Annotated in this window: 24 protein-coding genes; 17 read left to right on the plus strand and 7 right to left on the minus strand. The window is 65.0% G+C overall.

The genetic code is table 11. From position 1 onward, the window contains the following. Window positions 1-5: 5 nt before the first annotated feature. The 4 genes from napA (at window position 6) to BRA1253DRAFT_RS16650 (ending at window position 5,018) form a co-directional block, all read left to right on the plus strand. On the plus strand, window positions 6-2,519 hold the full coding sequence (gene napA, locus BRA1253DRAFT_RS16635) for a nitrate reductase catalytic subunit NapA (protein ID WP_007596180.1): 2,514 nt from the start codon (window positions 6-8) through the stop codon (window positions 2,517-2,519). Further along, window positions 2,516-2,986, plus strand: a complete 471-nt coding sequence (locus tag BRA1253DRAFT_RS16640) for a nitrate reductase cytochrome c-type subunit (RefSeq protein WP_007596181.1) — start codon at window positions 2,516-2,518, stop codon at window positions 2,984-2,986. Before napA ends, BRA1253DRAFT_RS16640 begins: the two co-directional genes overlap by 4 nt. Further along, entirely contained in the window at window positions 2,983-3,636 is a 654-nt protein-coding gene (locus BRA1253DRAFT_RS16645) for a NapC/NirT family cytochrome c (RefSeq protein WP_007596182.1), read from the plus strand. The genes BRA1253DRAFT_RS16640 and BRA1253DRAFT_RS16645 overlap by 4 nt, the downstream gene beginning before the upstream one ends. Before the next feature lie 266 nt (window positions 3,637-3,902). Then, on the plus strand, window positions 3,903-5,018 hold the full coding sequence (locus BRA1253DRAFT_RS16650; RefSeq protein WP_007596183.1) for an ATP-dependent RecD-like DNA helicase: 1,116 nt from the start codon (window positions 3,903-3,905) through the stop codon (window positions 5,016-5,018). A gap of 93 nt (window positions 5,019-5,111) precedes the next feature. Here the strand turns inward: BRA1253DRAFT_RS16650 and BRA1253DRAFT_RS16655 are convergent, their stop codons facing one another. Further along, window positions 5,112-6,809, minus strand: coding sequence for a caspase family protein (locus BRA1253DRAFT_RS16655; RefSeq protein WP_007596184.1), 1,698 nt, complete (start codon window positions 6,807-6,809; stop codon window positions 5,112-5,114). A gap of 244 nt (window positions 6,810-7,053) precedes the next feature. On the opposite strand from BRA1253DRAFT_RS16655, the gene msrA reads away from it, so the two are divergent. From msrA to BRA1253DRAFT_RS16675, 4 genes are all read left to right on the plus strand, one after another. After that, window positions 7,054-7,758 carry a peptide-methionine (S)-S-oxide reductase MsrA gene (gene msrA / locus BRA1253DRAFT_RS16660; RefSeq protein WP_007596185.1) on the plus strand — a complete coding sequence of 235 codons (705 nt, stop codon included), beginning with the start codon at window positions 7,054-7,056 and terminating at the stop codon, window positions 7,756-7,758. A gap of 58 nt (window positions 7,759-7,816) precedes the next feature. Further along, window positions 7,817-8,236 (plus strand): peptide-methionine (R)-S-oxide reductase MsrB, encoded by a 420-nt coding sequence (gene msrB, locus BRA1253DRAFT_RS16665; RefSeq protein WP_007596186.1) that lies wholly within the window; start codon window positions 7,817-7,819, stop codon window positions 8,234-8,236. 108 nt (window positions 8,237-8,344) lie between these two features. Beyond that, complete coding sequence (locus BRA1253DRAFT_RS41600; protein ID WP_007596187.1) at window positions 8,345-8,509, plus strand: DUF3309 family protein; 165 nt, start codon at window positions 8,345-8,347, stop codon at window positions 8,507-8,509. Window positions 8,510-8,720: 211 nt separating this feature from the next. After that, on the plus strand, window positions 8,721-9,014 hold the full coding sequence (locus BRA1253DRAFT_RS16675) for a hypothetical protein (RefSeq protein ID WP_007596188.1): 294 nt from the start codon (window positions 8,721-8,723) through the stop codon (window positions 9,012-9,014). Between the two features lie 79 nt (window positions 9,015-9,093). Here the strand turns inward: BRA1253DRAFT_RS16675 and BRA1253DRAFT_RS16680 are convergent, their stop codons facing one another. Beyond that, entirely contained in the window at window positions 9,094-9,651 is a 558-nt protein-coding gene (locus tag BRA1253DRAFT_RS16680; protein WP_088941332.1) for a DUF4112 domain-containing protein, read from the minus strand. 61 nt (window positions 9,652-9,712) lie between these two features. Continuing rightward, the gene (locus BRA1253DRAFT_RS16685) at window positions 9,713-10,138 is read right to left on the minus strand and encodes a DUF5413 family protein (protein ID WP_007596190.1); all 426 of its coding nucleotides are present in this window, start codon (window positions 10,136-10,138) and stop codon (window positions 9,713-9,715) included. A gap of 143 nt (window positions 10,139-10,281) precedes the next feature. Here BRA1253DRAFT_RS16685 and BRA1253DRAFT_RS16690 point away from each other — a divergent pair, with 143 nt between their 5' ends. From BRA1253DRAFT_RS16690 to BRA1253DRAFT_RS16700, 3 genes are all read left to right on the plus strand, one after another. After that, a complete protein-coding gene (locus tag BRA1253DRAFT_RS16690; protein WP_007596191.1) occupies window positions 10,282-10,527 on the plus strand; it encodes a cysteine rich repeat-containing protein in 246 nt (81 codons plus the stop codon). 37 nt (window positions 10,528-10,564) lie between these two features. Then, window positions 10,565-10,792, plus strand: coding sequence for a hypothetical protein (locus tag BRA1253DRAFT_RS16695; protein ID WP_007596192.1), 228 nt, complete (start codon window positions 10,565-10,567; stop codon window positions 10,790-10,792). Window positions 10,793-11,052: 260 nt separating this feature from the next. After that, window positions 11,053-11,322, plus strand: coding sequence for a hypothetical protein (locus BRA1253DRAFT_RS16700; RefSeq protein WP_245285936.1), 270 nt, complete (start codon window positions 11,053-11,055; stop codon window positions 11,320-11,322). 157 nt (window positions 11,323-11,479) lie between these two features. On the opposite strand, the gene BRA1253DRAFT_RS16705 is transcribed toward BRA1253DRAFT_RS16700, so the two are convergent. After that, a complete protein-coding gene (locus BRA1253DRAFT_RS16705) occupies window positions 11,480-13,105 on the minus strand; it encodes a hypothetical protein (RefSeq protein ID WP_007596195.1) in 1,626 nt (541 codons plus the stop codon). Window positions 13,106-13,142: 37 nt separating this feature from the next. After that, window positions 13,143-14,435, minus strand: a complete 1,293-nt coding sequence (locus BRA1253DRAFT_RS16710; RefSeq protein ID WP_007596197.1) for an adenylosuccinate synthase — start codon at window positions 14,433-14,435, stop codon at window positions 13,143-13,145. A 405-nt stretch (window positions 14,436-14,840) separates the two neighbouring features. Here BRA1253DRAFT_RS16710 and mgtA point away from each other — a divergent pair, with 405 nt between their 5' ends. Together mgtA and BRA1253DRAFT_RS16720 are read left to right on the plus strand one after the other, a co-directional pair. After that, the gene (gene mgtA / locus BRA1253DRAFT_RS16715; RefSeq protein WP_007596198.1) at window positions 14,841-17,339 is read left to right on the plus strand and encodes a magnesium-translocating P-type ATPase; all 2,499 of its coding nucleotides are present in this window, start codon (window positions 14,841-14,843) and stop codon (window positions 17,337-17,339) included. Window positions 17,340-17,492: 153 nt separating this feature from the next. Then, window positions 17,493-18,425 carry a DMT family transporter gene (locus BRA1253DRAFT_RS16720; protein ID WP_007596200.1) on the plus strand — a complete coding sequence of 311 codons (933 nt, stop codon included), beginning with the start codon at window positions 17,493-17,495 and terminating at the stop codon, window positions 18,423-18,425. Between the two features lie 55 nt (window positions 18,426-18,480). On the opposite strand, the gene BRA1253DRAFT_RS16725 is transcribed toward BRA1253DRAFT_RS16720, so the two are convergent. Next, window positions 18,481-18,870, minus strand: a complete 390-nt coding sequence (locus tag BRA1253DRAFT_RS16725) for a DUF1330 domain-containing protein (RefSeq protein WP_007596202.1) — start codon at window positions 18,868-18,870, stop codon at window positions 18,481-18,483. A 105-nt stretch (window positions 18,871-18,975) separates the two neighbouring features. Between BRA1253DRAFT_RS16725 and BRA1253DRAFT_RS16730 the strand changes: the two genes are divergently transcribed. Together BRA1253DRAFT_RS16730 and BRA1253DRAFT_RS16735 are read left to right on the plus strand one after the other, a co-directional pair. Further along, window positions 18,976-19,911 (plus strand): DMT family transporter, encoded by a 936-nt coding sequence (locus BRA1253DRAFT_RS16730; protein WP_007596204.1) that lies wholly within the window; start codon window positions 18,976-18,978, stop codon window positions 19,909-19,911. Window positions 19,912-20,008: 97 nt separating this feature from the next. Beyond that, entirely contained in the window at window positions 20,009-20,986 is a 978-nt protein-coding gene (locus BRA1253DRAFT_RS16735) for a tripartite tricarboxylate transporter substrate binding protein (protein WP_007596206.1), read from the plus strand. A gap of 120 nt (window positions 20,987-21,106) precedes the next feature. On the opposite strand, the gene BRA1253DRAFT_RS16740 is transcribed toward BRA1253DRAFT_RS16735, so the two are convergent. After that, entirely contained in the window at window positions 21,107-22,792 is a 1,686-nt protein-coding gene (locus BRA1253DRAFT_RS16740; protein ID WP_007596208.1) for a methyl-accepting chemotaxis protein, read from the minus strand. A gap of 251 nt (window positions 22,793-23,043) precedes the next feature. Here BRA1253DRAFT_RS16740 and BRA1253DRAFT_RS16745 point away from each other — a divergent pair, with 251 nt between their 5' ends. Beyond that, window positions 23,044-24,087 (plus strand): C-terminal binding protein, encoded by a 1,044-nt coding sequence (locus BRA1253DRAFT_RS16745; protein WP_007596209.1) that lies wholly within the window; start codon window positions 23,044-23,046, stop codon window positions 24,085-24,087. An 87-nt stretch (window positions 24,088-24,174) separates the two neighbouring features. Then, window positions 24,175-25,518 (plus strand): ABC transporter substrate-binding protein, encoded by a 1,344-nt coding sequence (locus BRA1253DRAFT_RS16750; RefSeq protein WP_007596211.1) that lies wholly within the window; start codon window positions 24,175-24,177, stop codon window positions 25,516-25,518. The last annotated feature ends 38 nt before the right edge of the window (window positions 25,519-25,556 follow it).

Genomic DNA, 25,556 nt, shown 5'->3' on the forward strand with positions numbered 1-25,556 from the left:
TCGTCATGACATCGCCAAAGCTCGACCGCCGCCAGATGCTGAAGCTCGAGGCCGCCGCCATCGCGGCAGCCGCTGCGGGCATGCCGGCACCGGCGCTCGCCGCAAACCTCGTCGCCGAGCGCGACGTCGCCGAACTGAAATGGGACAAGGCCGCGTGCCGTTTCTGCGGTACCGGCTGCTCGGTGATGGTCGCGACCAAGAACAATCGCGTCGTCGCCACCCACGGCGACATCAAGGCCGAGGTCAATCGCGGCCTCAACTGCGTCAAGGGCTACTTCCTCTCCAAGATCATGTACGGCCACGATCGCCTGACGCAGCCGATGCTGCGCAAGACGGCGGGCAAATACGACAAGAACGGCGAGTTCACGCCTGTTACCTGGACCGAAGCCTTCGACATCATGGAGGTGAAGTGGAAGGAGGCGATCAAGAAGCGCGGGCCGAACGGCGTCGCCATGTTCGGCTCCGGCCAGTGGACGGTCTGGGAAGGCTATGCGGCCGTGAAGCTGTTCAAGGCCGGCTTCCGCACCAACAACATCGATCCCAATGCGCGCCACTGCATGGCCTCCGCCGTGGCCGGCATGATGCGCACCTTCGGCATCGACGAGCCGGCCGGCTGCTATGACGACATCGAGGCCACCGATGCCTTCGTGCTGTGGGGCTCGAACATGGCGGAGATGCATCCGATCCTGTGGACGCGCCTCGCCGACCGCCGGCTCTCCGCGCCGCATGTCCGGGTCGCCGTGCTCTCGACCTTCGAGCATCGCTCGTTCGACCTCGCCGACATCGGCATGGTGTTCAAGCCGCAGACCGATCTCTATCTGCTGAACGCCATTGCCAACCACATCATCAGGAGCGGTCGGGTCAACAAGGACTTCGTCGCCGCGCATACCATCTTCAGGCGCGGCCAGACCGACATCGGTTATGGTTTGAGGCCGGAGCATCCGCTGCAGAAGAAAGCGACGGGCGCGGCGAAGGCCAACGATTCCACCGAGATGAGCTACGACGAGTACGTCAAGTTCGTCTCCGAGTACACGCTGGAGAAAGCGGCCGAGATGTCGGGCGTGCCGCTCAATCGGCTGGAGGCGCTGGCCGAGCTCTACGCTGATCCCAAGACCAAGGTTGTCTCGTTCTGGACCATGGGCTTCAACCAGCACACCCGCGGCGTCTGGTGCAACAATCTCGTCTACAACATCCACCTTCTGACCGGGAAGATCTCCTCGCCCGGCAACAGCCCGTTCTCGCTGACCGGCCAGCCCTCGGCCTGCGGCACCGCGCGCGAGGTCGGCACCTTCTCGCACCGCCTGCCGGCCGACATGGTCGTCACCAACAAGGAGCACCGCACCAAGGCCGAGCACATCTGGCAGCTGCCCGAGGGCACCATTCCCGACAAGCCCGGCGCCCACGCCGTGCTGCAGAGCCGGATGCTGAAGGACGGCCTGATCAACGCCTATTGGGTGCAGGTCAACAACAATTTGCAGGCTGGTCCCAACGCCAACGAGGAGACCTATCCGGGCTTCCGCAACCCCGACAATTTCATCGTGGTCTCGGACGCCTATCCGTCGGTGACTGCGCTCGCCGCCGATTTGATCCTGCCGACCGCGATGTGGGTGGAGAAGGAGGGCGCTTACGGCAACGCCGAGCGGCGCACGCAATTCTGGCACCAGCTCGTCCCCGCGCCCGGCGAGTCCAAGTCCGATCTATGGCAGCTCATGGAGTTCTCAAAACGCTTCAAGATCGAGGAGGTCTGGCCCGAGGAGCTGATCGCCAAGAAGCCGGACGTGCGCGGCAAGACTCTGTTCGACGTGCTCTACAAGAACGGCCAGGTCGACAAATTCCCGACATCGGAGATCGAGGACGGCTACGCCAACGAGGAGTCCAAGGCGTTCGGCTTCTACGTGCAGAAGGGCCTATTCGAGGAATATGCCGCGTTCGGCCGCGGCCACGGCCATGACCTCGCGCCGTTCGACGCCTATCACCGCGAGCGCGGCCTGCGCTGGCCCGTCGTCAACGGCCAGGAAACCAAATGGCGTTTCCGCGAAGGCAGCGATCCCTACGTCAAGCAGGGCACGGACGTGCAGTTCTACGGCTATCCGGACGGCAAGGCGCGCATCTTCGCACTTCCTTACGAGCCGGCGGCCGAATCCCCCGACAACGAATATCCGTTCTGGCTGTCGACCGGTCGCGTGCTCGAGCATTGGCATTCCGGCACCATGACGCGCCGGGTGCCCGAGCTCTACAAGGCCTTCCCCGAGGCCGTGTGCTTCATGCATCCTGATGATGCGCAGGAGGCGAAGATCCGCCGCGGCGACGAGGTGAAGGTGGTCTCCCGCCGCGGCTTCATCCGCGTCCGCGTCGAGACGCGCGGCCGCGACCGGCCGCCGCGTGGCCTCGTCTTCGTGCCGTGGTTCGACGAATCCAAGCTGATCAACAAGGTGACGCTGGACGCGACCGATCCGATCTCGCTGCAAACCGATTACAAGAAGTGCGCCGTGCGCATCGAGCGGGTGAACGTGTCATGATGAAACGATTTGGAGTAGCGCTGCTCGCAGTCGCGATCGCGGCTGGCGCGAGTTCGCTGACCGCGCAGACGGTGACGTCAGGCTTGCGCGGCCCGACCCCGCTCAACGACGAAGGGCCGGCGCCGCCGATGCTGCCGAACCGCAACACCTCCGAAAGGGAAGTGCGCAACTATCCGGAGCAGCCGCCGGTGATCCCGCATGCGATCGACGGCTATCAAGTCGATCTCAACGGCAACAAGTGCCTGTCCTGCCACGCGCGGGCGCGCATCGCGGAATCGCAGGCGCCGATGGTCTCGATCACCCACTTCATGGATCGCGACGGCCAGTTCCTGGCTTCGATCTCGCCGCGCCGCTTCTTCTGCACGGAATGCCACGTGCCGCAGAACACGGCGACGCCGCCCGTCAGCAACGACTTCACCGACATCGACACGCTGCTGTCGCGCGCAAGCCCCGGTGGCCGCCGATGACGACGACCGCTGATGAACCCGGCGAGGGAATGAAGGCCAAGGGCGGCTTCGTCGCGCGAAGCTTGGACTTTGCGCGCGAGCTCTGGCAGGTGCTGATCCGTCCGAGCTCGGTGTTCGGGCTTGGTGTGCTGGTGCTGGCGGGCTTCATGGCCGGCGTGATCTTCTGGGGCGGCTTCAACACCGCACTGGAATTGACCAACACCGAAAAATTCTGCACCGGCTGCCACGAGATGAAGGACAACGTCTATGCCGAGCTGAAGTCGACCATCCACTTCGCCAACCGCTCCGGCGTGCGGGCGACCTGTCCGGATTGCCACGTGCCGCACAACTGGACCGACAAGATCGCCCGCAAGATGCAAGCCTCCAAGGAGGTCTGGGGCAAGATCTTCGGCACGATCGATACCCGCGAGAAATTCCAGGATCACCGGCTCGAGCTGGCGGCGCATGAATGGGCGCGCTTCAAGTCCAACGATTCGCTGGAATGCCGCAACTGCCACAGCGCCGATTCCATGGACATCACCAAGCAGTCGCCGCGGGCCTCGGTCGCCCACCAGCGCTTCCTGTTCACCAAGGAAAAGACCTGCATCGACTGCCACAAGGGCATTGCCCACCATCTGCCCGACATGCGCGGCGTTCCCGGCTGGCAGTAGCCTCGGCGAGGCCTGAGCGCGCGCCTCGTCCTTCGAGACGACCGCTTTGCGGTCTCCTCAGGATGAGGCTAGGCGGCATCTTCGCCCGTCGAGATAGCCGCCGCGCAGTCCGTCCTCATCCTGAGGGCCCACCAAAGGTGGGCGTCTCGAAGGATGGCCGCAGAAACAGCCTTTGAATGCGGCCGCCCTGCGCTTGAACCCTTGGGGCGAATGGTTAGTTTCGGCAGATGGCGAATCGCTCCGTTTCGCCCCTTCTCAAGACAGACATGGCCACATTCACCCCGCATCAGGATGCCGCGCTCAAGGCCGTTGGCGACTGGCTCAAGGCCAAACCCGGCCGCAACGGTACGCCGCCGGTGTTCCGTCTGTTCGGCTATGCCGGCACCGGCAAGACCACGCTGGCGCGGCACATCGCCGACGGCGTCGACGGCGAGGTGAAGTTCGCCGCCTTCACCGGCAAGGCGGCGCTGGTCATGCGCAACAAGGGCTGCGACGAAGCCTCCACCATCCATTCGCTGATCTATCGCACCCGCGAATCCGGCGAGGAGCAGCCGAGCTTCGAGCTGTGGGACGACGCCCCGGCCTCCAAGGCCAAGCTGATCGTGATCGACGAATGCTCGATGGTCGATGCCGAACTGGGCCGCGACCTGATGTCGTTCGACTGCCCGCTGCTGGTGCTGGGCGATCCCGCGCAGCTGCCACCGATCCAGGGCGGCGGCTTCTTCACCAATACCGAGCCGGACGCAATGCTGACCGAGGTGCACCGTCAGGCCCAGGACGACCCGATCGTGCGGATGTCGATGGACGTCCGCGAGGGCCGCGAGCTCGACATCGGCCGCTACGGCGAGAGCGAGGTGGTGTCGCGCAAGGAGCTCGACCCCGATCGCGTCATGGCCGCCGACCAGGTCCTGGTCGGCCGCAACAACACGCGGCGCGCGTACAATATGCGGGTGCGCCAGCGCCAGAACATCGAAGACGTTTTCCCCGTCGCCGGCGACAAGCTGGTCTGCCTGCGCAACAACCGCAAGAAGGGCCTGTTCAACGGCGGCCTGTGGCGCGTGAAGTCGCGCAACACCTCGCGCTCGAAATCCCGCATTCTCAGCATGAGGCTGTCGCCGGACGAGGATCTCGGCCACAAGGTGACCAAGGTCTCGGTGCGCGCCGATTGCTTCGAGGGCGGTGTCGAGGCCATCGCCTGGGAGCAGCGCAAGCCCTATGACGAGTTCGACTATGGCTACGTGCTGACCGTACACAAGTCGCAGGGGTCGCAATGGGACGACGTCGTGCTGTTCGACGAGAGCTTTGCGTTTCAGGAGAGCCGGGCGAGGTGGCTGTACACGGGGATCACGCGGGCGGCGAAGCGGCTGAGCATTGTGGTGTGAAGCTGCCGTAGCCCGGATGAGCGAAGCGATATCCGGGACAGAAGGACCCGCATGTCGCTACGCTCATGCGGGCTACGAATTCGAGCCCGGCCCTCACTTCCCCACAACAAAATAAAAATCCTCGCGGCCCGGCGGCGAGCCGTACGAAAACGGCTGCTGCTCGTGCTTGGTCACAAGCCAGACGTCGTCGCGGACGATGTCGAACAGTTTTCGGATCTCGACGCGCGGCACCTTGATTTCGCGGGCGAGTGCGGTGGCGAACGGGCTGTCGGCGCCGCCGTCGCCGTCCATCGCGGTCTCGCCGTGCTTGGCGGCGTAGACCACCATGAAGCCGGCGCCGGGCTCGATGTTGGAAAAGCCCTTGTCCACCAGCTTCAGCGACAGCGTGCGCTGCATGGTCGGCGCGAACGGATTGTCGCGGCAGGCATCCAGCATGACCAGACGTACTTTTCGCGCAGCGCCCACCGCCGCGATCACCTGCTCCAGCGCAACCGCCTGGGTCTCGGCGTCCCTGTCGGCGGCAAGCTTGGCATCGACGGGAACGAGATAGTTAACGCCGCCGATCTCGAAACCGTGGCCGGCGTAATAGACCACCGCCCAATCCGCCTTCTCCGCTTCGGCCGCAAACGTCTGCAACGCTTCGAAGAACTTGTCGCGGGTGAGGTCGCTGACGGATATCACGGTCTGGAAGCCGACGTCGCGCAGCGCGGCCGCGATCATTTTCGAGTCGCGTGGCGGATTGGGCAAGGCGTGGACGTTCTTGTAGGCGCCGTTGCCGATCACAAGTGCCACACGGCGCCCTGCGGATCCGGCTGACGGCTGCGGTGTCAGCGCAGCCAATCGCTCCTGCGCGATGGCGCGGGCGCGCGCGACGTCGAGCTCGTCGAACTTCGTCAGCGAATAGGCCGCCGCACGATAGTCGGCACGGGCCTGGGCGAGATCCTTCTTGCGCTCGTAGATCTGGCCGCGACCCGAATGTGCGCGCACATTGTTCGGGTTGATCTGGATCGCAATGTTGTAGTCCTTCAGCGCGGCGTCGAGATCGCCTTTCAGCATGTTGACGTCGGCGCGATTGTTAATCGCGTACGTGTTCTTCGGCTGCTTCTCGATCAGACCGTTGCAGTCGGCGAAGGCCTGGTCGAACTTGCCCATCATGCCGTAGGTGATGCAGCGGTTGCCGGTGATCTGCGGCGCGGCCGGTTCGATCTTCTCGGCCTCCGCGAAATCGGCGATGGCGCCGTCAAAATCCTGCATCAGCGTGCGCACGCGGGCGCGGTTGGTGTAACCGAGCAGGAATTTTGGCGCGTATTTGATCGACAGGTTGAAATCGTCGAGCGCGCTTTGCAGCGCGCCCCGGCGCAGCTGGATGATGCCGCGGTTGTTGTAGGGGACACCGTAGGTCGGGCGCTTCTGGAGCGCGAGGTTGTAGTCCGCCATCGCATGGTCGTCCTGACCCGTCCGCTCATAGGCGAGGCCGCGCAAATTGAGCGTGACGACATTGTCGGGATCGAGGTCGACGGCCATGGACAAGGTCTCGATCGCGTGGCCGTAGTCGCGCTTGTTGATCAGCGTATTGCCGCGCACGGAGAGCGCGATGCCCTTGTCCTTGCCGGTGACACGGTCGGCGTTGAGCAAATTGTCGCAGGCCTGCGCCCTCGCCTGCGCATCCGCCTGGCGGTCGCGGCAAAGGGCGAGGTCGTCGCCGGGTTGCGGTGCGGCCGCCGCGATCGAGCTCCAGGCGGCCAGGATGGCGAGAACGACGATGAGGGTCAGGGATGCGACGCGCAGCATGTTGTCAGGTCAGCTCCAGCCATCATTCTTTAGGTCGATCACCGATCGCGCCGGTTCATCTAGCGCGGAGTTCCGGTCCTCGCCAAGCCGGGCTGCTCCAGGCGGCGCGTTTCACAGACTCGTGTCCGTCCGGCCGTAACAATCGCCCGGTCCGCCCGTATCTCGAATGTCCGAAAATGCCGGCCAGGCTGTTCGCCCGGCCCCAACCGCCCTAGACTGTCAGACCTTCGGAAAGAGGATCGCCATGCGCCGACCTGCCGTCCTGTCCCTGCTCGCCGCAACCACCGCCCTGACGCTGGCCTTTGCCGCGCCGACCCGAGCCGCAGAGGATGCGGTCGTGATCCCCGCTCCCGCCGTTGACGCGACGCCCGCAAGCGGGATCCAGACCGCCGTGATCGCCGGCGGCTGCTTCTGGGGCGTGCAGGGCGTGTTCCAGCACACCGCGGGCGTCGTCAACGCGGTCTCCGGCTACGCCGGCGGCACCAAGGCGACAGCCGACTACCAGACCGTCTCGAGTGGCCGGACCGGCCACGCGGAATCCGTCGAGATCAAATACGACCCGAAGAAGATCTCCTACGGCAAGATCCTGCAGATTTACTTCTCGGTGGCGCACGACCCGACCCAGCTCAACCGGCAGGGCCCCGACAGCGGCACGCAATATCGCTCGGCGATCTTCACCACCTCCGACGAGCAGAAGAAGGTGGCCGAGGCCTATATCGCCCAGCTCAACGGCGCCAAAGTCTTCAGCAAGCCGATCGCGACCAAGGTCGGCGCGCTGGAGGCGTTCTATCCGGCGGAGGCCTACCACCAGGATTATCTGACCCTGCACCCGAACCAGCCCTATATCGCCTACAACGACCTTCCGAAGGTCGAGAACCTGAAAAAGCTGTTCGCGGATAACTATATCGAGAAGCCGACGCTGGTGAGCGCCAGCAAGGCCACCAACTGATCGCAAGATCACTGAACAAGATCACGGAAAACAAGTTCACCGAAAAAACGGGAGACCCATGCCCGACACCAAGACGAAAACCACGGACGACAAGGTCATCAAGAGCGAACAGCAATGGCGCAACGAGCTGTCGCCGATGCAATACGCGGTGCTGCGCGAGAAGGCGACCGAGCGTCCCTTCTCCGGCGAATATGAGCACGACCACCGCGCCGGTACCTATACCTGCGCCGGTTGCGGCAATGTGCTGTTCGAGTCCGACGCGAAGTTCGATTCCGGCTGCGGCTGGCCGAGCTTCACCCAGCCCGCCGCCGAGGGCCATATCGATGAGGAGCGGGACGTCAGCCACGGCATGATCCGCACCGAGGTGCTGTGCGCCAAGTGCAGCGGCCATCTCGGCCATGTCTTCCCCGACGGCCCGGGGCCTACCGGCTTGCGTTACTGCATCAATTCCGCAGCGCTGAAGCTCGAGCCCAAATAAACCTTGCGCGCCGCCGGGTTCCGCCATGGAACCCGGCGGCGCGATGTGCTTTTCTTCCCTGGTGGTGCGGCCGGCCATGGCGTTGCGGCGGCCGCCAGGGAGGATGCCATGACGCTTGGGACCATCCTGATCATCCTGGTGATCATTTATCTCGTCGGCGGCTTGTCGGGCCGCATCGGTGGCTACGGCTACGGAATGGGTCATTCCGGCATGGGGATCGGCGGCCTCGTCCTGGTGGTGCTGCTCGTGCTGCTGCTCCTTGGCAAGCTATAAACCATCCAAGCAACTGATATTATTGCAATTTTCTGAGTTGCGGAGCTGCCATGCGCGGATTCATCATCTCGCATCGCGGGGGTCGCAATTTTGTCAAAACGAGCTATATTAGAGGACGAAAATGACATGTGCGGCGCCCACTCAATGGTGGCCTCTGCCCGTCCCAACCCCACGCGCTTAAAGCCCCAGAGAGATCACGAGGTCTTTGACCATGCGTCCATTGCGTCCGTTCAACTTCAACACTTCCGCCGAACTCTTCCCCGCTGCGATCCGCAAGAAGAAGCGTGCAGGCTTCACCTATCGCCGGTTCGGCACCGCGGCCGAAGCCGTGCAGTTCGCGATGGAGCAGTTGCCGACGGACTCGCTGAACGGCGCCTATCTTCAGGTCGAGGAAGCGCGCTTCGACCAGAACGGCATCCGTTCGCTCTATGAGAGCGAAGCCTTCCCGCTGCCCCGTCACCGCAAGCCGGTGGAAGCCAGCACCGACGCCGCCGACGCGGCGTAAATTTTCGTAAAGCACCTCCGATGTGCGCTGAAAGCGCGGTGGCCGAAAGGCCGCCGCGCTTTTTGCATTTTCGGGAGTGTCAGATGCGCGGCTGCTTGTCGAGCCAGCGGCGCAGCAGGCGCACGTTGCGCATGTTGGCCCGGAACATGACGTCAAAGGCGTCGCCCGCGAACGGGACGATGCCGACGACGCCGTCGAGGGCGACATTGCCGAGCATGCGCGCGGTGATGTACCAGGGCGCCCCGAGCGCCCTCGCCTCTCGCACCAGCCAGAGCGAGATCGCGGTGGTGATGATGTCACCGACGACGGGGATCAGTCCGATCAAGCCGTCGATGCCATAGCGGATATTGGTTCCGGGCAGCACGAAGGCCACGTCGAGCAGCTTTGCGATCGCCTCGATCCGCGCGATCCGCTGCTCGCGCGTCAGATTGCCGAACGGGTTGCCGGCGAAGGGACTGTCCTTGCCGAACTCGAAGCGAAACTCGCGAAAGCCCTGCTCCAGTGTTTCGGGCCGGATCTCACGACCGTCCTGATCGATGATCGGCCCACGCCCCTCGCTGCCCGAAGAGGCCGCACCCGGGCGGCTTCCCGAATGGGATCGACGCGGGGCAAGAATATCGTCATCGGACATGGTCATGGCCTGTAGGGAACGCACCAGCACGGCGGAGGTTGCTGCGGCGTGATCGAAGGTCGCGCCCTCAAGTCGGTGCCGCCGCCGGCTGCGGCTCCGCGACATATCTGTGCACGAGCCAGGATGAAATCACCGCCGGCACGAACCCGACGAGGCCGTACAGGATGAACTGCACCGCGCCCGAGTCCGGCCCGCGCGAGCTATAGGTCAACGAGGCCAGGATGAAGGCGAACACGCCGACCAGCAGCATCCGCAGCACCGGGCCGATCCGCCGGATGTGGACCAGGATGTCGTCGACCGCCCCGATCATCAGCGAGGGCAGGAAGCCGAACAGATAGCTGTATTGCAGGGATTTGAAGAACACCGCGAACAGCTTGCCGACCTCAGCGAGACTGGTCTGGGTCCAATAGCCGGACTGATAGGTCGTCGTCAGCAGCAGCAGGAACCCGCCCACGAACGGGCCAACCAGCGCAAACACGAGATAGCGTTTCATCAGGCACCCTCATCCTTCGCCCCGTTATAGCAGCGCCGCAGGAACCTTGAATAGCGGCGGCGCGGGCTCTGCCCTGGGAACAAGCCGCATAGCGACGAGTTCAGACAGGACCTGAAACTCACCTGTCAGATTTGGAGCCGCCGATGTCCCGCAAACTGTTCTTCCTGGCGACGATCGCGCTGACGGCCGTGAGCGGCCTGTCGAACGCGCCCGCTCTCGCACAAGGCCATATGGGTTCGCCGCAGGAGCAGCAAGCCTGTTCGCGGGACGCCTCGCGCTTCTGCCGCAAGGACCTCGGCAATGACGGTGCGGTGCAGAATTGCCTGCAAGCCAACCGAGCCAAACTGTCGCGGTCTTGCAGCAAGGTCTTTCAGAGCCACGGCATGTGAGGACCGGAACCATCCCCGGCGAACGGAGAGTGAAGCCATGTTGCGCGACGAACAGCTCTCGATCCTGAGGGACATCAGCCAATCCATCGCCTTTGCCGACGACCGGCACGGCAAGATAGGCGAGCTGATCGCCGACGGTTACGTGATGAAGGACGGCGATCTGTTCGAGCTCACGGCAAAGGGCGTTACGGCGGTCGAAGAGCACGCAGCCCTTGGCGCAAGCGATGCGGAACCAGCGAGCGCATCCTCCGATCGGTTGATCTGATCGCATGCGAGTCGCATTGTGCGTGACGTGCGCGCAACAATTGCGAATTCCTTTTCGCTTGGCATTGCGGCCGCGCGACAATGGCGCATACTTGATTCGGGCGGCGCAGCACTTTTCGATTCGAACATCACGAGAGATCGAGCAACCACATGCGGGATTGAGGTCCCGGCGTGATGGCTGAGACATGCGGCAGGTCAAGCCGCGTGCGGCGCCCCAAAATCAAGTGGCTCAAGCCCACGGAACTCGGGGACGCATTCTGCATGACACGCAATCAGACGATCGCAACTCTCTTCGCCCTCGCCACCACCATCGCAATCCCGACCTCGCCGGGCGTCGCGTTCTCGTCCGAAGCGCAGCAGATGTGCTCGGGCGATGCCATGCGGCTGTGCTCCAGTGAGATCCCCGACATCCCCAGGATCACCGCCTGCATGGTACGGAACAGGTCGCAGGTCAGCCCCGGCTGCCGCGCCGTGATGGACCGCGAGCACGCCGCCGCGACATCGCGCAAGCGGGAAGCCACGGCGCAATAGAGAGAGAGCGTACCTGCGGCCATCCTTCGAGACGCCCGCCCAAGGGGCGGGCCCTCAGGATGAGGTCTCGTTTCGCGGCGAGATATCAAACCCTCATGGTGAGGAGCCCGCCGAGGCGGGCGTCTCGAACCATGCAGAGGTCTCACGGAGTAGAGATCTAGTCGCCCCACTGCGCGAAGGCGTCGTTGAAGGCGCGCTCGCCGGGAGCGCCCTTCTCGATGGCGATGATGGCGCGGCGCTGGTTGGCGTAGACCAGGGGCACGTCGAACCAGGAGCGCTCCTTCAGGAGCTGGACGTTGCGGCTGCGGTCGGCGTCGACGTTGGAGAGGCCGACCAGGAAGAAGCCGTCGGTGACCTTGACCGCGAGGCCTGCGAGCGGCGTGCCGCGTGCCTGCTCGTTCGACTTCATCAGGATGCCCGGCACGTTGGCGACGCCGCCGCCTGAAAAGTCCGCCGGCAGGACGAAGGTCAGCTCCGCGGTGTGGCTCGCCGGCAGCGAGGAGTCGGTGTTGCGGCGGAACGACATCGTCATCTTGAACTTGCGATCGGGGATCTCGATGTCGGCGCGCACGGCGACGTCGGCCTTTTGGTTGCCCGACGCCTTGATCGGCTCGAGCCGCCACACCACCGAGCCGACATATTGCTTGCCCTTCGGATCGGATGGATCCTCGTCGTAGAGCACGACCTTCTGCGCCACCGGCGCGACCGGCTGGTCGCTGGCCGAGGGCTGGCCGACGCGATCCGGGATCTTGGGCTTGCTCTGCGGCTGAGACGAATCCTTGGGCGCCTCCACCACTTGCGTCGGCGAAGACTTCAACAGGTTGGTCGCGGTCTGGACCAGTTGCTTGCCCCACAGGATGCCGGCACCGACCAGGATCAGCACGATGCCGACGGCGATCGCGCTCTTGAACGGAAACACGGAGCCGGTGCGGGCGCGGGCGCGCTTCTTCTTCGGTTCGCGGTCGAGAACGGGGATGTGCGGACGCGGCGGCTGCGACTGCGGCGCGTAGCGCTCAGCTTCCTCGATCGATTCGTCGTAGGAATACGGCGCGTCCGCTCCGGCGGCGCGATTTTCCAGGCTCGGCTCGAGCCGATCGAATTCCGGCGAGGGCGAGGGCACGTTGGCGTAGGTCCGGCGCGCCGCGCGGTTGGCCTGCGCGGCGGCGCCGCCGAGATCGTTGGCGTCGGCCGTGATGTCGCGGAAGCCGCGCACGCCCGGTGCCGGCGGCAGCGGCGGCGGAGGTCCCATGTCGGGCGGACGGCGCCCACCGGCGCGATCACGTCCGGCCGGCGGAGGCTCTGGCATCGACGGCGGTGCCGACGGACCCGGCTGCCGCGGCGCGTCGAAACGCGGAGCCCGCGGCGCACGCGGGGCGTCGCCCTGGTCATCGACATTGAAGGAGGGCCGGTCGGCGCGCGGCGGCGGCGGAGCCGGACGGGTGCGCGGCGGGGCAGCGCTTTGCGGCGCGGGCGCGTTGCCCTCGGTGGCGCGGGTGCTGGCGCGGCGGAAGGCATCGCCGCTGCCGCTGCTGCGGGCGCTGCCACCGGGGCGCGAGGCCTCGCGGGCACGCTGGGCAGCCTCTGATTCGACCTTGCGGACGGCCTCTTCCAGCGAAAGCCGCTCGCGGGTGATCTCGGATTCGGAGAGCGGCGGCTGCACGCTGCGGAGCTGCGCGATCAGCGCCGTGCGCGCCCGCTCGTAGAGCGCGCGACGGCTCTCGCCGGGAGCGTTGGGGTCCAGGGCGGCAATAGCGCGGGCGATCAGCGGATAGTAATCAGCCATTTCTACTCAATTATACGCGCGTCCCGGTAAGAGATCGTTAAGCCTCAAACGGATTTTGTACCAGGATAGTATCCTCGCGTTCAGGGCTCGTGGAAAGCAGTGCGACCGGGCACCCCACCAATTCCTCGATCCGGCGGACATATTTGATCGCCTGGGCCGGCAGCTGGGCCCAGGACCGCGCATTGGCGGTCGGCTCCTTCCAGCCCTCGATGGTCTCGTAGATCGGCTCGACCCGGGCCTGGGCCCCCTCGCCCGCCGGGAAATGATCGATCTCCTTGCCGTCCAGCTTGTAGCCGGTGCAGACCTCGATCGTGTCGAAGCCGTCGAGAATGTCGAGCTTGGTCAGCGCCAGACCGTTGATGCCGCAGGTCCGGACCGCCTGGCGAACCAGAACCGCATCGAACCAGCCGCAGCGGCGCGGGCGCCCGGTATTGGTGCCGAACTCGCGGCCGCGCTCGCCGATTTTGCGGCCGGTCTCGTTGTCCTGCTCGGTCGGGAACGGGCCCTGGCCGACGCGGGTCGTATAGGCCTTGCAGAGGCCGAGCACATAGCCGACCGCGGCGGGGCCGAGCCCCGAGCCGGTCGCGGCCTGCGCCGCCACCGTGTTGGACGAGGTGACGTAAGGGTAGGTGCCGTGATCGACGTCGAGCAGCGCGCCTTGCGCGCCCTCGAACAGCATGCGCTTGCCGGCGCGCCGTTCGATGTCGAGCAACCGCCACACGGTCTCGGCATAAGGCAGCAGCTGAGGTGCCAGCGCGGTCAATTCCTTCAGGATCTCCTTGCCGTCGAACTCCGGCAGGCCGAGGCCGCGGCGCAATGCGTTGTGATGCGCCAGCAGCCGGTCGATCTTGTGCGGCAGCGTGTCGAGATCCGCGAGGTCCATCAGGCGGATGGCACGGCGGCCGACCTTGTCCTCGTAGGCCGGGCCGATGCCGCGGCGGGTGGTGCCGATCGCGGTCGCCGCATTGGCGGATTCGCGATGCGCGTCGAGTTCGCGATGGAGCGGCAGGATCAGGGTGACGTTCTCGGCGACCCGAAGATTGTCCGGGCTGACCGCGACACCCTGCGACCGCAGCTTGGTGACCTCGTCGAGGAAGGCGGCGGGATCGAACACGACGCCGTTGCCGATCACCGACAGCTTCTGCTCGCGCAGCACGCCCGAGGGCAGCAGCGCCAGCTTGTAGGTCTTGCCGTTGATCACCAGCGTGTGGCCGGCGTTATGGCCGCCCTGGAAACGGACGACGATGTCCGCCTGCTCCGACAACCAGTCGACGATCTTGCCCTTTCCTTCGTCGCCCCACTGGGCGCCGACGACGACAACATTGGCCATTCGCGGGTAATCCCTATGCAATCTGTTAGATGCGCCCAGCCCAATCACGGCCGGGGCCGCTCGAACGCGAGGCAGCCAACCGGATAAAGGATGCAGCCTCTGTAAGCAAGCAAGAACGGGGCTTTTTCGGGGCCCAATGCGCTATCCAAGCCCTTGATATCCCCTAAAAATCCGCTTTGTCGGACGGGCTCTACGACGTTAGGCCCGGATGCGGCCGTCGACCACTTCGATGATGCGGTCGCAGCAATGGTCGAGCTCGAGGTCAATGCCCTGCAGCACGTCGTTTCAGTCGGCAGATGCCAACGAAGCCAGGCGCTCGCGGCCATCCAAATTGCGGTAGGTCAACAGGTTACACCGAATTTCGAGGCATTTGCCTGACGAGACAATTCGAATCGGGGGCCTTGCTTGTCGGACAGTCCAGCGCACGCCGACGACCGCTTCTGGCATCTTTCACCCGATCAATTATGCAAGCGACTGGGCTGCGGCCTCACCGGCCTGACCGCCGCGGACGCCTCCGAGCGCCTCGATCGCTTTGGGCCGAACAGCGACGCGCGGCCACGCGTCGAGGGGGCGGCGCGCGCGATCATGCGCCGGCTGCTGGAGCCGCTGTCTCTGATTCTGCTGGTTGCCGGCATCGTCTCGATGCTCACCGGCGACGATATCGGCGGGCTCATCATTGTCCTGATACTCGCGCTCTCGATCGGGCTCGACACTGTTCAGGAAGGCCATGCGTTGCAGGCCGCGGAAGTGCTCCGCCGATCGGTTGCGCTCAAGGCCGAAGTCAGACGTGACAACGACTTCCGCGAGATCGACGTCGATCGGCTGGTGCCGGGCGACATCCTGCGCGTCCGTTCAGGCGACATCATTCCCGCGGACGCGCTCGTCCTGGAGAGCACAGCCTTCACCGCGGGCGAAGCGGCGCTCACCGGCGAACCCTATCCGGTACAGAAGCGCGCCGGTGCCATCACCGACCCGGACGACACGTCGAATGCACTGTTTCGCGGCGCCGTCGCGCAAACCGGCGAGGCGATCGCGCTCGTCGTCAGGACCGGACGCGACACCGTGTTCGGAGCGGCGGCCTCCGCGCTTGCCGAGGCCCAGACGCCTTCGCCGTTCGAACGCGACTTGCGCGAATTCGGCCTCGTGATCGCGCGCGCCACACTGGCGTTGGTGCTGGTCGTGCTCAGCGTCCGCGTGGTGTTCGGCCGCCCGGTAATGGACTCGCTGCTGTTTGCCGTCGCCCTCGCGGTCGGGCTGACGCCGGAACTGCTGCCGATGATCACCACGGTGACGCTGTCGCGCGGCGCGCTGCGCATGGCCGGCCGCAAGGTGATCGTCAAGCGCCTCGCCGCGATCCACGATCTTGGCGCCATGACCGTCTTGTGCACGGACAAGACGGGCACGCTGACCTCGGCCGAGATCACGCTGGCCAAGAGCCTCGATGCCGCCGGCAAGGACGATGCCCGCGCCGCGCGGCTCGGCGCCATCGCCGCGAAACTCGGCGGCGATCGCGGCTCGCTCGACGCGGCGCTGGTTGCCGGCCAGTCGAATGCCGCACAGGGCTGGACCCTCGCCGGCAGGCAGGCGTTCGACTTTTCACGGCGGCTGGGATCCGTGCTCGCGACCGGTCCCGAAGGCGCGCTGCTCATCGTCAAGGGCGCGCCTGAGGCGGTGCTCGAGCTGTGCGTGATGGATGACGGCGCCCGGACCCGCGCGATCGCCCGCGTGCACGAGCTCGCGAGCGAAGGGCTACGCAGCATTGCGATCGCCTCGCGCCCGTGGACCGGCGCAACCCGCGAAGTCGAGACCGCCGACGAGACCGATCTCGTCTTCGAAGGTTTTTGCGCCTTCGCCGACCCGCCGAAGCCGACGGCCGCGGCCGCGATCGCACGGCTCGCGGCAACCGGCATCACGCTGAAGATCCTGTCGGGCGACGATCCGGTGGTGGTGAAGCGACTCGCCGGCCTGGTCGGGCTGAACGCTGACCGCGTCCTATCGGGAGCCGACATCGCCGAGCTCAGCGACGAAGCACTGGCGGTCCAGGTTCAATCGACCGACGCCTACGGCCGGCTTGCGCCCGATCAGAAGTCGCGCGTCGTGAAGGCCCTTCAGGCCGGCGGCGCGGTGGTCGGCTTCCTGGGCGACGGCATCAACGACGCTCCGGCGCTGAAGGCCGCCGATATCGGCCTGTCGGTCGAAGGCGCGACCGGCGTGGCGCAGGCCGCCGCCGACATCATCCTGCTCGCCTCGGATCTCGAAGTCGTTGCCGACGGCGTCGAAGAGGGCCGGCGCACCTTCGCCAACATCATGAAATATGTCCGGATGGGCGCGAGCTCGAATTTCGGCAACATGCTGTCGATGGCGATCGCCTCGATGGCGCTGCCGTTCCTGCCGATGCTGCCGACGCAGATTCTGCTCAACAACCTGCTCTACGATCTCTCCGAGCTCGGCATTCCCTTCGACCAGGTCTCGCGCGCGGCCACCGCGCAGCCGCAGGTCTGGAGCATGACGCGGCTGGTGCGTTTCGCCGCGATCATGGGGCCGCTGTCCTCGGTCTTCGACTTCCTGACCTTCGGCGCCCTCATCCTGCTGTTTCAAGCGTCGCCGGACGAATTCCGCACCGCCTGGTTCATCGAATCCATGGCGACGCAGATCCTCGTGATCTTCATCATTCGCACCAACGGCCGACCGTGGCGCAGCTGGCCCGATCCGGTGCTGTCCGTCTCATCGCTGGTCGCCTTGCTGGTCGCGATGGTGGTGCCTTTCACGCCGCTCGGTGCCTGGTTCGGCTTTGTTGCGCCGCCACCGCTCATGATGGCCGGCATCGCGGTTCTGGTTGTCGTCTATCTCGCCTGCGCCGAACTGGTGAAGCCGTTTGCGATCCGTGCCGGACTGAAGGGTTGAGCGGGTTCCGGCCGCCGCCGTGCATGGACGCGATGCGCCTCGCGCCATTGATATCGGCCGGATTTCCGTGTCTTTGAACGGGCCGGGTCTGAACCGGCCCGGGTGCCGCCGGGCTGGAGGCTTGGCGCATGACGCGGGGCCACAACGATCACAATGTCCGCCACCGACGAGACCACCGGCGCCGCCACGTCCGGCCACAACTGGATCGCCAACCAGCCTTACCTGCTGCTCAGCATCACCGCGCTGTGCTGGGCCGGCAATGCCATCGTCGGACGGCTCGCCGCCGGTCACATTCCGCCGGTGACGCTGTCGTTCCTGCGCTGGTTCTTCGCCTTCCTGCTGGTGCTGCCGTTCGCCTGGAAACACCTTGCGCAGGACTGGCCCGCGATCCGCGGCAAGCTCGGCCTGATGGTCACACTCTCGATCACCGGCATCGGCGCCTTCAACACGCTGCAATATTGGGCGCTGGAGCATACGCAGGCGCTCAACACGCTGCTACTTCAGTCAGCCGCGCCGCTGGTCGTGGCGCTGTGGTCGCTCGCCATCCTCGGTATCAGGCTTACCGCGGCGCAGGCCTTCGGCGTGCTGCTGTCGATGTGCGGCGTGCTGATCATCCTGCTGCATGGCGATTTCACCACGCTGTCGAATATCGATTTCAACAAGGGCGACCTCATCTTCGTCGTCGCGCTGATCATCTTCGCGCTCTATTCGGTGCTGACCTTGAAGCGGCCGCCGATGCACGGCCTGTCGTTCCTCGCCTTCACGTTCGGCTGCGGTGCTGCCTGTCTCATTCCGTTGGAGATCTGGGAGCTGTCCGCGCGCCCCATGATGAAGCTCGACGGGCCGAACCTCCTGACCCTGTTCTATGTCGCGGTGTTCCCCTCGACGCTCGCCTATCTCTGCTTCAATCGCGGAGTCCGGCTGATCGGCGCCAACCGCGCCGCGCCCTTCTTCCATGTCGTGCCGGTGTTCGGCTCGATCATGGCAATGGTGTTTCTGGGCGAGCACCCCCAGGCGTTCCATTTCATCGGCTTCGCGCTGGTGCTGGCCGGCGTGTTCGTGGCGTCACGGAAGCAGGCGGCATAGGTCCTCCTTCTCCGTCGTAGGAGAAGGAAAGCGCCGTGCCGCGCGGCAGCCAAGGCTACTTCACCTTGAACTTGCTGTACGCTTCGCTGGTCGCAATGATGACGTGCTCGGCGCAGGCGTTGACGCGGTGCGGATCGGCCTCGGTCTCGTAGGCCTCCGACGTCATCATGTCGATGAAAGCCGCAACCGTGGGATAATAGACCAGCGCCGCGAAATCCCAGTCGTTGCCCTGCTGCGGGCCGAGCGCGACCGCCTTGGCGTCGCCGGTCCAGAGCAGCGTGCCGCCGCGCGCCTTGATCATCGGCACTGTGACCGCACTGTAGCGCAAATAGGCGTCCCAGCCGGAACCGTCGCCGTCGCCCGAGCGCGCGTGGAAGCGCATCAGGTTCAACATCACCACCGGTGCATGCCGATCGAGCCGATCCAGGCCGTCGATGTTCAACATATTAACCGCCAATGCCGCCTCCTCTGGTCATGCCTGCATTGTAGCATTGCGGCCGCGTGACTTGTGTCACGACTTAAATCCGGCGCAAGCTCGCGTCGAACGCCAATGACGATCGCTTCGCCCGCGCCACCCGCCTCCAATGCGGCCAGCTGGCTCAACAACCAGCCTTATCTGCTGCTCAGCCTGAGCTCGCTGTTCTGGGCCGGCAACATCGTGCTCGCGCGCCACGTCGGTGCGCATGTGCCGCCGCTGACGGTGACCACGATCCGCTGGTTCGGCGTGTTCCTGATCCTGCTGCCGTTCGCCTGGCCGCATCTGAAGCGCGACTGGCCGAACTTGCGCAAGAGCCTGCCGCTGATGCTGTTCCTGTCGCTGGTGGGCTTTGCCTTCAACAACGCGATCTCGTACTGGGCGATGCAGTACACGGAGGCGCTGAACGCGCTGCTGATCCAATCGGCCGGACCACTGTTCGTGGCGCTGTGGTCGCTGGTGCTGTTCGGCGTGCGGCTGACCGGTGCGCAGCTCGCCGGCATCGGGATCTCGCTGCTCGGCGTGCTGATCATCATCCTGCGCGGCGATCTCGCCGCGCTCGCGAGTATCAGCTTCAACAGGGGCGACATCATGTTCGCCTCCTCGCTGGTGGCGTTCGGGATCTACTCTGCCTTCATCCCGCGGCGACCGAAGATCCACCAACTCTCATTTCTCTCCTTCACCACCTGCTGCGGCGCGACGATGCTGCTGCCGACCGCGATCTGGGAAGCCTGGAGCGGCCGCGTTCTGCAACTCGACGGGGTGACGCTGGCGACGCTGGGCTACATCCTGATTTTTCCCTCGACGCTGGCCTATCTGTTCTTCAACCGGGGCGTGGCGCTGATCGGCCCGAACCGCGCCGCGCCGTTCTTCCATCTGGTGCCGGTGTTCGGTTCGGCGATGGCGATCCTGCTGCTCGGCGAAAAGATCCAGCCGTTCCACCTGATCGGCTACCTGCTGGTGCTCGCCGGCGTCGTGATCGCCTCGCGCCAAGGGTCTGCGGTGAAGTAATTCCGCACCGCGAGACGAGGCGACAAACTCGCGCCTTCCGATTTCGACGAGGAGACGCTAGGTTCCCCGCCAACGAAAAAAGAGGGAACGACCAGACATGCTTTCAGCGTTGATCCGAAACCTGCGTGCCATCGCCACGGCCGCCCTTTGTCTCGCTGGCGCATCCGCTGCGCAGGCCGACAATTATCCGAGCCGCAACATCACGCTGGTGCTGCCGTTCGCGGCCGGCAGCGGCACCGACACCACGACGCGGCTGATCTCGCAGCATTTGTCGCAGGCCCTCGGCGTCGGCATCGTCATCGAGAACAAGGCGGGCGCCAACGGCATGATCGCCGCCACCTATGTCGCGCGCGCCGCGCCCGACGGCTACACGCTGCTGGTGACCACCAACACCACGCATTCGGCCAATCCCTATCTGCTCAAGAGCCTGACCTACGATCCGGTCAAGGACTTCACCCCGATCGCGCGCACCGGCGACCTGCCCTTCATGCTGGTGATCCACCCGGAGGTGCCGGCCAAGACGGTCGGCGAGCTCATCGCCTACGGCAAGGCCAATCCGGGCAAGCTGAGCTACGCCTCGGGCTCGTCCTCGGCGATCGTGTCGGGGGCGACCTTTGCGCATAATGCCGGGCTCGACCTCCTGCACGTGCCCTACAAGAGCTCGCCGCCGGCGCTCAACGACGTCATGGGCGGCCGCGTCTCGATGATGTTCGTGGACATCCTGACCGGCCTGCCGCATGTCCAGGGCAACGCGCTACGCGCGCTCGCCGTCACGACAAAGGACCGCTCGTCGCTGGTGCCGAACCTGCCCTCGATGCAAGAGGCCGGCGTGCCGGACTTCGACATCTCGTCGTGGCAGGGCTATTTCGGCCCCGCCGGCATGCCCAAGGAGATCGTGACGCGACTCAACGCCGAGATCCGGAAGATCGTCGAGAAGCCGGAGATCAAGGCGCAGCTCGCCACCCTCGGCATGGACGCGTTTTCAGGCACGCCGGAACAGCTCGGCACGTTCGTGAACGAACAGCTGGTGTTGTGGGAGAAGCTGATCCGCGGGGCGGGGATCGAGAAGCAGTAGGGCGGTCTCGTAGGGTGGGCAAAGCGAAGCGTGCCCACCGAGAAGTTACCGCGAACTCAAAAAGAAAAGGTGGGCACGACGCCTCGCGTCTTTGCCCACCTTACGAATTCAGTGCAAGCCTTACGCCGCGCGCACCTTGGCGAGGAAGCCGTCGACTGCGCTGCGCAGCGCGCCGGACTGGCTGTCGAGCTCGCGGGCGTTGGTGAGCACGTCGCTTGCCGCCGTTCCGGTCGCTTCCGCGGCCGAGGTGACGCTGCCGATATTGGCGTTGATCTCGTTCGATCCGGCCGCGACCGACTGGATGTTGCGGGCGATCTCGCGGGTCGCCTCGCCCTGCTGCTCGATCGACGCGGAAATGCCCGCGGTGATCTCGCTCATCTCGGCGATGGTCTGGGTGATGCCGCCGATGGCGGCGACCGCATCGCTGGTCGAAGTCTGCATCGCCGCGACCTGGGCGGAGATTTCCTCGGTCGCCTTGGCGGTCTGGTTGGCGAGGGCCTTGACCTCGGAAGCGACGACGGCGAAGCCGCGGCCGGACTCACCGGCACGCGCCGCCTCGATGGTGGCGTTGAGGGCGAGCAGATTGGTCTGCGCCGCGATCGAGTGGATCAGCTTGACCACCTCGCCGATCTTCTCGGCGCCGGTGGAGAGTTCCTGCACCGTGGCATTGGTGCGCTCGGCGTCGTTGACGGCGCGGCTCGCCACTTCGGTCGAGCGGGTGACCTGGCGCGAGATTTCCGCAACCGAGCTCGACAGCTCTTCGGCAGCCGCGGCGACCGTGCCGACATTGCCCGACGCTCTCTGCGAGGCCGCGCCGACGGTCGCCGCACGCGAAGAGGCGTCGCTGGCGGTCGCGGTCATCGATTGCGCCGTGGCTTGCATGCCCGTCGCGGCCGAGGAGACCGAGCGGACGATGCCGTTGACGCTGCGTTCGAAATCGCTGGCGATACCCTCCATCGCGCTGCGACGTTCCGCCGCGACACGATCCTTGGCATCGGCTTCGGTTTTCTCGAGGTCGCGAATGCGCAGTGCGTTGTCCTTGAAGATCTGGACGGTCGACGCCATTGCGCCGACCTCGTCGCCACGGCCGACGCCGGGAATGTCGCCCTCAAGCTTGCCCTCGGCGAGATCCTTCATGCGGGCGCCGAGCAGCGCCAAGGGACGGCTGATGCTGCGGCCAAGCCCCCAAGCGACGCTGCCCGCGACGACGACGATGCCGAGCATGGCAAGCCCGAGCAGCCAGTAGATCGGGACCATCTTGGCGTCGATATCGTCGAGATAGCCACCGGTGCCGAGATACATGTCGAAGCCGGGCACGGCCACCGCGTAGCCGATCTTGCGGATCGGCGTTTCCTGGCCGGGCTTCATGAACTCGTAGAAGAGCAGAAATTCGCCGTTGGCCTTGACGCCATCCATCCATTCCTTGGAAAGATTGCGACCGTTGGTCAGATTGCTCATGCGGTTCAGGCCGACCTGCTTGGGGTCGGGCGCAAGCTGCGTGATGCCGTCATACGAAGTGCCGAAGAGGTAGCCCGCGCCCTTGTCGTAGGTCATCGCGTTGCCGAGCAGACGAAACTCGGCCATCGCCGCGTCCTTCGTCATTTCGCCGGCATCGACTCGTTTCTTGAGAGCGAGGGCCATGTTGCGGGCAACCTCGACGATGGCCTTGGTCTGCTCGACGCGTGCATTCACCATCTCGCGCTTCATCAGATAGCCGGCGAGAAATCCGGAGATGCACAGGCCGAACAAGGTGACGCCGACGAGAATGCCGAGCTTGGGGGCGATCTTCAGATTGCTCAATTTCACGGGATGGCTCCGGCAACAAAAGGACAAGGACGCACGAGCGAATCGATCGCAATTGAAACAACTTTTAGTGGCGACCCCTTAGCAACCTGTTACGGAGCGCCCCGTAAAGGCACGGAGGAAACGTCGGGGCCGTCGCACAATCGCCGCCACGGCAACCGCCGATTGTACGCAACCGCCCCGATTTCGCGTAAAAGACGCAAAGACTCGCGCAAAGTCCGGGTCACAACAAGAAACCAAATCGGGAGCAGGAAATGCCGAAATACAGGGTGGTGACGCCGAAGGGCGCGAGCTTCACGGTCGCGAGCAGCGATTATTCCTACGAGCGTGAGGCGCTCGATCCGATCGACGCCGAGATCGTCGAGGCGCCGGCCGACGAGGCCGGGTTCATCGCCGCCGCCAAGACTGCGGACGCCATCTACGCCAAGGGCATCCCGATCACCAAGACCATTATCGACGCGCTGGAGACCTGCAAGGTCATTACGCTCGGCTCGGTCGGCGTCGACAGCGTCGACATCAAGGCCGCGACCGCGCGTGGCATTCCCGTCACCAACATCCCCGACACCTTCATCGAGGAGGTCGCCGACCACGCCATGATGCTGCTGCTCGCGGGCTTCCGGCGGGCGGTCGAGCAGGACCGGATGGTGCGCAGCGGCCGCTGGGCCGAGGGCCGGCCGGCATTGTCGAAGATTCCGCGGCTGATGGGCCAGACGCTCGGCTTCATCTCGTTCGGCCGCGTCGCGCGTGCAGTTGCGAAACGCGCAGCTCCCTTCGGCCTGCGGATGATGGCCTACGATCCCTTCATCCAGGAAACACTGATGTCCGACCACGGCGTGATTCCGGCGACGCTGAACGAGGTGTTGTCGCAATCCGACTTCGTCTCGATGCACGCCCCCGCCCGGCCCGAGGTGCATCACATGCTCACCGAGAAGCACTTCCGGCAGATGAAGAAGGGCTCGGTCTTCATCAACACCGGTCGCGGCGCCACCGTGGACGAGGAAGGCTTGATCAAGGCGCTTCAGGAGGGCTGGATTGCCCATGCCGCCCTCGACGTGCTGGAGAAGGAGCCGCCCTCGCACAACAACCCCATCCTCGGCATGGAGAATGTGACCCTGACCGCCCACGTCGCCTCCGCCTCGGCACGGTTCGACGAGGCGCGCAAGCGCCGGGTGGGCTACGAATTGTCACTGGTGCTTCAGGGCATGTGGCCGGTAAGCTGCGTCAATCCGTCGGTGCTGCAAGACACCGCGCTCCGCCGCTGGCAACCTGTCAGCATGGACCGCGGCCCGAACAGCTAGGCGGGCGGCCGCGAAGGCGCGCCGGCAACCGGAAAGACCCTTCACCGGCGATCAACGCCGGGAAGGGAAAAACATAGGGAGGAACCGATGAGGAACGACATCACACGTCGTGATGCCTTGGCGCTGGGCCTGTCCGCTGCGACAATCGCGGCAACCGGTGCTCCGGCGAATGCCCAATCCACGATCAAGGCCGCGGACGTCCCCGCACCGAAACTGCCGATCGAGAAAGGCGCATCCCTGCGCATGCTGCGACCGGTACGTTTCGTCCAGGCCGACGAGGATGTGTTCCGCGCCAATGCGGCGAAATTCACCAAGGAGACCGGCGTCGAGGTCAAGGTCGATTTCGTCGGCTGGGAGGACATCAACCAGCAAACCGCGGTGACCTCGAATTCCGGCGCCGGTCCCGACATCATCATCGGCTTCTCCGACGCACCGCACATTTACGTCGACAAGCTGATCGAGCTGACCGATGTGGCCGACTACCTCGGCAAACGGTACGGCGGCTGGCTGCCGCTGGCGCAGCGCTACGGCAAGAAGAACAAGAGCCCCATTTGGATCGGGCTGCCGTTCGGAGCCACCGCGGGTCCCGTGATCTATCGCAAGTCGATCCTGCAATCGGTCGGCTTCGACAAGGTGCCGGAAGACCATGCCGGAATCCTCGACCTGTGCCAGAAGCTCCAGAAGGCCGGCAAGCCGGCGGGCTTCGCCCTCGGCAATGCCAAGGGGGACGGCAACGGCTTCGCAAGCTGGGCGCTATGGTCGCACAACGCGGCCCTGCTGGACGAAGAGGGCAACGTCATCATCAACAGCAAGGAGACGATCGCCGCGCTGAACTGGGTCAAGCAGCTCTACCCGACCTTCATCGCCGGCACGACGTCCTGGAATGACGTCAGCAACAACCGCGCCTACGCTGCGCAGGAGATCGCGCTGACCGCCAACGGCGTCTCGCTGTATTTTTCGCTGAAGAACGATCCGGCGACCAAGGCGATCGCCGACGACAGCGAGCATCAGTTGCTGCCGAAAGGCTTGGCCAAGGTGTCGCCGATGGCGGGCCTGACGCTGAACGCCATGGTGTTCAAGCACAGCCAGTATCCCAACGCCGCAAAGGCCTTCCTGCAATACATGCTGGAAAAGGACCAGTACGAGCCATGGCTCAACGCCAATTCCGGCTATTGGGCCCAGCCGCTCGCGGCCTATGCCGAAGCGGCCGTGTGGTCGCAGGATCCCAAAGTGAAGCTGTTCAAGAACACGATGAACAGCACCTATTACGACGGCTACGCGGGCCCGATCTCGACCGCGACCGGCGCCGTCAGCGCCGACTACGTGCTGATTCAGATGTTCGCGTCCGTCGCGACCGGCGCTGCCACGCCGGAAGCCGCGGCCGCGGAAGCCGAGCAGCGCTGCAAGCGGTACTTCCGGCGGCAGAAGTAGCGCCCGACGATAAAGCGACCGTCATTGCGAGGAGCGAA

The sequence above is a fragment of the Bradyrhizobium sp. WSM1253 genome, assembly GCF_000244935.1.
GTDB classification, from domain to species: domain Bacteria; phylum Pseudomonadota; class Alphaproteobacteria; order Rhizobiales; family Xanthobacteraceae; genus Bradyrhizobium; species Bradyrhizobium canariense.

What these genes read in the sequence shown, in the direction of transcription:
- napA (WP_007596180.1), top strand. Translation starts at nt 6, where the DNA reads ATGACATCGCCAAAGCTCGACCGCCGCCAGATGCTGAAGCTCGAGGCC.
- BRA1253DRAFT_RS16640 (WP_007596181.1), top strand. Translation starts at nt 2,516, where the DNA reads ATGATGAAACGATTTGGAGTAGCGCTGCTCGCAGTCGCGATCGCGGCT.
- BRA1253DRAFT_RS16645 (WP_007596182.1), top strand. Translation starts at nt 2,983, where the DNA reads ATGACGACGACCGCTGATGAACCCGGCGAGGGAATGAAGGCCAAGGGC.
- BRA1253DRAFT_RS16650 (WP_007596183.1), top strand. Translation starts at nt 3,903, where the DNA reads ATGGCCACATTCACCCCGCATCAGGATGCCGCGCTCAAGGCCGTTGGC.
- BRA1253DRAFT_RS16655 (WP_007596184.1), bottom strand. Translation starts at nt 6,809, where the DNA reads ATGCTGCGCGTCGCATCCCTGACCCTCATCGTCGTTCTCGCCATCCTG.
- msrA (WP_007596185.1), top strand. Translation starts at nt 7,054, where the DNA reads ATGCGCCGACCTGCCGTCCTGTCCCTGCTCGCCGCAACCACCGCCCTG.
- msrB (WP_007596186.1), top strand. Translation starts at nt 7,817, where the DNA reads ATGCCCGACACCAAGACGAAAACCACGGACGACAAGGTCATCAAGAGC.
- BRA1253DRAFT_RS41600 (WP_007596187.1), top strand. Translation starts at nt 8,345, where the DNA reads ATGACGCTTGGGACCATCCTGATCATCCTGGTGATCATTTATCTCGTC.
- BRA1253DRAFT_RS16675 (WP_007596188.1), top strand. Translation starts at nt 8,721, where the DNA reads ATGCGTCCATTGCGTCCGTTCAACTTCAACACTTCCGCCGAACTCTTC.
- BRA1253DRAFT_RS16680 (WP_088941332.1), bottom strand. Translation starts at nt 9,651, where the DNA reads ATGACCATGTCCGATGACGATATTCTTGCCCCGCGTCGATCCCATTCG.
- BRA1253DRAFT_RS16685 (WP_007596190.1), bottom strand. Translation starts at nt 10,138, where the DNA reads ATGAAACGCTATCTCGTGTTTGCGCTGGTTGGCCCGTTCGTGGGCGGG.
- BRA1253DRAFT_RS16690 (WP_007596191.1), top strand. Translation starts at nt 10,282, where the DNA reads ATGTCCCGCAAACTGTTCTTCCTGGCGACGATCGCGCTGACGGCCGTG.
- BRA1253DRAFT_RS16695 (WP_007596192.1), top strand. Translation starts at nt 10,565, where the DNA reads ATGTTGCGCGACGAACAGCTCTCGATCCTGAGGGACATCAGCCAATCC.
- BRA1253DRAFT_RS16700 (WP_245285936.1), top strand. Translation starts at nt 11,053, where the DNA reads ATGACACGCAATCAGACGATCGCAACTCTCTTCGCCCTCGCCACCACC.
- BRA1253DRAFT_RS16705 (WP_007596195.1), bottom strand. Translation starts at nt 13,105, where the DNA reads ATGGCTGATTACTATCCGCTGATCGCCCGCGCTATTGCCGCCCTGGAC.
- BRA1253DRAFT_RS16710 (WP_007596197.1), bottom strand. Translation starts at nt 14,435, where the DNA reads ATGGCCAATGTTGTCGTCGTCGGCGCCCAGTGGGGCGACGAAGGAAAG.
- BRA1253DRAFT_RS16720 (WP_007596200.1), top strand. Translation starts at nt 17,493, where the DNA reads ATGTCCGCCACCGACGAGACCACCGGCGCCGCCACGTCCGGCCACAAC.
- BRA1253DRAFT_RS16725 (WP_007596202.1), bottom strand. Translation starts at nt 18,870, where the DNA reads ATGTTGAACATCGACGGCCTGGATCGGCTCGATCGGCATGCACCGGTG.
- BRA1253DRAFT_RS16730 (WP_007596204.1), top strand. Translation starts at nt 18,976, where the DNA reads ATGACGATCGCTTCGCCCGCGCCACCCGCCTCCAATGCGGCCAGCTGG.
- BRA1253DRAFT_RS16735 (WP_007596206.1), top strand. Translation starts at nt 20,009, where the DNA reads ATGCTTTCAGCGTTGATCCGAAACCTGCGTGCCATCGCCACGGCCGCC.
- BRA1253DRAFT_RS16745 (WP_007596209.1), top strand. Translation starts at nt 23,044, where the DNA reads ATGCCGAAATACAGGGTGGTGACGCCGAAGGGCGCGAGCTTCACGGTC.
- BRA1253DRAFT_RS16750 (WP_007596211.1), top strand. Translation starts at nt 24,175, where the DNA reads ATGAGGAACGACATCACACGTCGTGATGCCTTGGCGCTGGGCCTGTCC.